Raw genomic sequence first — 3,761 nt, 5'->3', positions numbered from 1 at the left:
GAAAATATATTAAGTTTGATCAATGAGAGACCGGTAAAACATTGTATAGTATTTTACACAGGATTATGGACTTGACTTTCCCAACTTAATGAGGTATATTATAAATCTTTTACTGGTATATATGTTGATGATTTTATTATTTTAATTTATTTTTTAGGTTATATTGATAGTTTTAAAAGTTATAGTGATTTTGTTAAGTGTAATACTAATAATATGCCTGAACGTATTAATTCTATAGTAAATGCTAAGTTAGAAGATTATTTTAAAGAAATCATTTAATATATAACTTGACATAATATGCATAATAGTATATATTATGTTTTGTAAGCTATCGTAATTCTCCTTTGAAAATCAAAGGTGTTTATTTATGAAAAAATTAGTGACGGATTTTATTGACAAGGATTTAAAAAAACTTGAGAGAAAGAACAGTAGAGAGTTTGATAAGTTATCAATTCAATTATTACAGCTTGAGGCTTCAGGATCTTATTACTCTGCTAAGCCAGAACGACAGTTTTTTGGAATCGGTACGAAACATTATCGTGTACTTTATAAAATTGAGCAGGATTATATCGTTTGTTTAGTTTTTCTAAAGAAACAAGGTCAAAAAATAGAGAATAGACATTATGATGTAGCTGAAGCACGGTATAAAGATTTTTGCAAACAGTTAGAAGAGTGGAAAAATGGTACAGGTCGATAATTTTTTATCGGTTAATAGAGGTTTCGATATAAACTTTTAAAAAGGAAGATTTTCAAAGGAGAGCCTTTATTAATATTAATAAAGGTAAATAAATTAAAGGAGGGAGTTGTATATGACAGAAAAAATTAATTTTAGTAAACTAACACCTTTTGCAGATAAATATAATATTGATCAAGAAGTTGTTCAGAGAGTAAAAATAATAGCACAATTAACAAAATTAAGAGAAGAATCAAATTTAACACAAAAAGATTTAGCTGATAAAACTGGTTTAACACAAGCACAAATATCAAAGATTGAAAAAGGTAAAACAAATCCTAACCTTGAAACACTTCTAAAAATTGCAAACTTCTTTAAAAAAGAAATTAAGTTAGTTTAAATCCTAAATAACTTCACGTCAAAAAACTTTATAAATAATTACCTTAGGGATCAGTAAAATTACTGATCCCTTTCCTTATATATAAAAGTTATTTAAAATTTATTAGTAAAGAGGTATCATAAGTAGGAAGTGTAATTTATATTTTTTGTTTGCTAGATTATTCATAATGTTTATAAGGGAATATTAAAATGAGCTCAAATATAACAGTTCTAGTATATTTGAGTATGTAAATTTCACAAACTTTTAAATTATAAAAATGAGTAAAATTAAGTCGATTTTACCTAGACCAATTTTTTTTCACAAAGTCGGTAGAGGAAAGGCTTGATAGAGCTGGTACTTGGGATAGTAGTGATTATGTAAACTATCTTGAAAAATAACAGTATGGAGTGTTTTTATTGAATAATAAAAAATTAATTATTTTAGGAAATGGATTTGATTTAGCGTGTAATTTAAAGTCAACATACAAAGCTTTTTTTGAAAACAGAATAACTTCTGAAATTAGAGAAGTATTAAATGATGCGTTACAATGTTTTAGGGATCAAATGATCAGTGACGATTTATTTGGATATAATACTATTTTTAAAGTTAAAGAACCTAAGGATTATTTTCAAACTAGAAGAACATTACAAGTTAATAATGGAACAGGAACTCATAGTGTATATGGAGTAATTAGAGATAGTAATTTAACTTTTTGGGATTTGATTTTTTATTATTCAGGTGGGTCAGAAAAGGATTTACAATGGCAAGATATAGAACAAAAAATGTTAGATTTCTTCTGTTTTACAGATGAAGATACTAAATTTCCCAATTTGAATATGATAAAAAAAACTTTACGCGGTGTTTTTTCAAGTGTTAATGCAGAAACATTAATTTGTTTACATTTAGCTTCATTTTTACCTGATAGAATTGAATATGAAAACAAGAATCTTTTGAATTATTTGTATGATGAATTAAGAACTTTTGAGAATAACTTTGCTGAATATATAAGAAATATAATTAATGATGATTATGAAAGCAAAGCTTGTAATCTTTTATTGGCAATGGTAGAAGCTTCTTCCATTCCACATATTTCAGACAAAGTATTTTCCTTTAATTATACTAATCCTTTTAAGGATCAATTAAAAATAATTAATGTTCATGGAACAGTTAAGGAAAACAATATTATTTTTGGTATTGATCAAGAGAATGTTGATCCTACTAAAGATATTTATAGATTTACTAAAACTTTTCGTCAGATGACTGAAACAAAATTGGCTGTAACTTATCAAGAGAATATTTTACCAGATAAAGAAGAAATTGATGAAATAGTTTTTTTTGGACATTCTTTAAGTACATTGGATTATTCATATTTTCAAACTATTTTTGATCATTATGAGTTATATCAGTCAAAAATTAGATTAGTTTTTTATTATAAAAAATATGGCGATTATACTAGAGAAGATATGGAATTAGATTTAGCGCAAAAAATTAGTAAAATGTTATATACTTATTCACCTAGTATTGATAATCCTAAAAAAGGAAAAAATTTGTTGCATAAATTATTGTTAGAAAAAAGACTTATTATCGAAGAAATCAGATGATAATATATGGTATAATTTGGAAGTAGAAAAGTGAAAAGATGGTGGCTAATCTCTTGAAAAAGGGGTGATGCCTATGGTTCATAGCTTTATCCCTAGAAGGGAGTAAGCAAGTGTCAACTTTTGAAGCAATTCAACTGATGATCGCTTTTGCGACGTTAGTTTTGCTGATAATTGACCATAAGGACAAAAAATAACCATCTAAACACTTTGACAGGTCGTTAGATGGTTTGAAAAAAACAATTAATAACTGTCACCGTCTTTTTAACGGTTCTACAAAAGGAATTGGGGCTATGTTCGCGCATAGCTCCTTTTTCTTGTCTTTAGTATACCATATTCCGTGTGAAAAATACAAATAGCTTGCTGCTAGGAGAAAAAATGCGAACCATTAAATTTGATGATTATTTAGAAAAAAGGTTAAAAGAACCAGAATTTAAAACGAATTTTGAGAACGAAAATGCTAAATTAAATCTTGCTCTTGCTTTGCTGGAAGATGAAGACACTGTTAATTCAATTGATGAAAATGATCTGGAGGCTTAGGGAGTTATTCTCCGATATAATTCTTTATTTTCTTGTGATTTTGTTTAGGAATTTTTATGAAAAAGAACTCACTGTTTTCTTTCCATGTTGTAATTTAACTCTACGATTATGCTCTTAAAACCTACGATTATGACGTGCTATCATTGGTGTTCAAACTAAAGCGAACGTGCGTTTGCATATTTTAGGGTGTTATGCTAGAATTTTTTTGTAAGATTCGTTTGGGTGGATTTTACATGTGATATTATTTTTAGTTTTTGCTCTTGACAATTATTTTAAACAAGGGTAAAGTCTAAAGCGAGTTGATTGTGATTTTTGACACAGTCAATTGTGTACGTTTGAAAACAAAAAAAATGAAGGAAGGCTTTCCGCTCAGGGCTGGTAACCCGTCGACGCTAAGAAAGCCACAAGACCTAGGTAACAGCTAGGCTCCTTCACCGTCATGGCTTTCGCCACAACGGTAACATAATAACATAATACGATAGGTTCTGTTGCAAAGTTTTAAATAAAGAATAAAATCCCTTACGGTATCTATGATTTAAGCTGGGATTCCCAATAATACCTTGATTTCAGT

The 3,761-nt window shown here is 28.1% G+C and carries 5 protein-coding genes; all 5 read left to right on the top strand.

Annotated features, from left to right (window positions below; genetic code table 11):
* Nucleotides 1-367: 367 nt before the first annotated feature.
* The 5 genes from FGQ66_RS14825 to FGQ66_RS14810 all read left to right on the top strand — a co-directional run bounded on the left by FGQ66_RS14825 (nucleotide 368) and on the right by FGQ66_RS14810 (nucleotide 3,190).
* Nucleotides 368-697 carry a hypothetical protein gene (locus FGQ66_RS14825; RefSeq protein WP_104885562.1) on the top strand — a complete coding sequence of 110 codons (330 nt, stop codon included), beginning with the start codon at nucleotides 368-370 and terminating at the stop codon, nucleotides 695-697.
* A gap of 112 nt (nucleotides 698-809) precedes the next feature.
* On the top strand, nucleotides 810-1,073 hold the full coding sequence (locus FGQ66_RS14820; protein WP_002335342.1) for a helix-turn-helix domain-containing protein: 264 nt from the start codon (nucleotides 810-812) through the stop codon (nucleotides 1,071-1,073).
* 395 nt (nucleotides 1,074-1,468) lie between these two features.
* Entirely contained in the window at nucleotides 1,469-2,653 is a 1,185-nt protein-coding gene (locus tag FGQ66_RS14815; RefSeq protein ID WP_138302650.1) for an AbiH family protein, read from the top strand.
* 110 nt (nucleotides 2,654-2,763) lie between these two features.
* Nucleotides 2,764-2,847, top strand: a complete 84-nt coding sequence (locus FGQ66_RS15900) for a putative holin-like toxin (protein ID WP_219336905.1) — start codon at nucleotides 2,764-2,766, stop codon at nucleotides 2,845-2,847.
* Between the two features lie 181 nt (nucleotides 2,848-3,028).
* A complete protein-coding gene (locus FGQ66_RS14810) occupies nucleotides 3,029-3,190 on the top strand; it encodes an XRE family transcriptional regulator (RefSeq protein ID WP_138302649.1) in 162 nt (53 codons plus the stop codon).
* The last annotated feature ends 571 nt before the right edge of the window (nucleotides 3,191-3,761 follow it).

The sequence above is a fragment of the Enterococcus sp. BSD2780061688st2 D3 genome, from assembly GCF_005844145.1.
Taxonomy (GTDB): domain Bacteria; phylum Bacillota; class Bacilli; order Lactobacillales; family Enterococcaceae; genus Enterococcus_B; species Enterococcus_B durans.
This window is presented reverse-complemented; position numbering and strand designations above follow the sequence as displayed.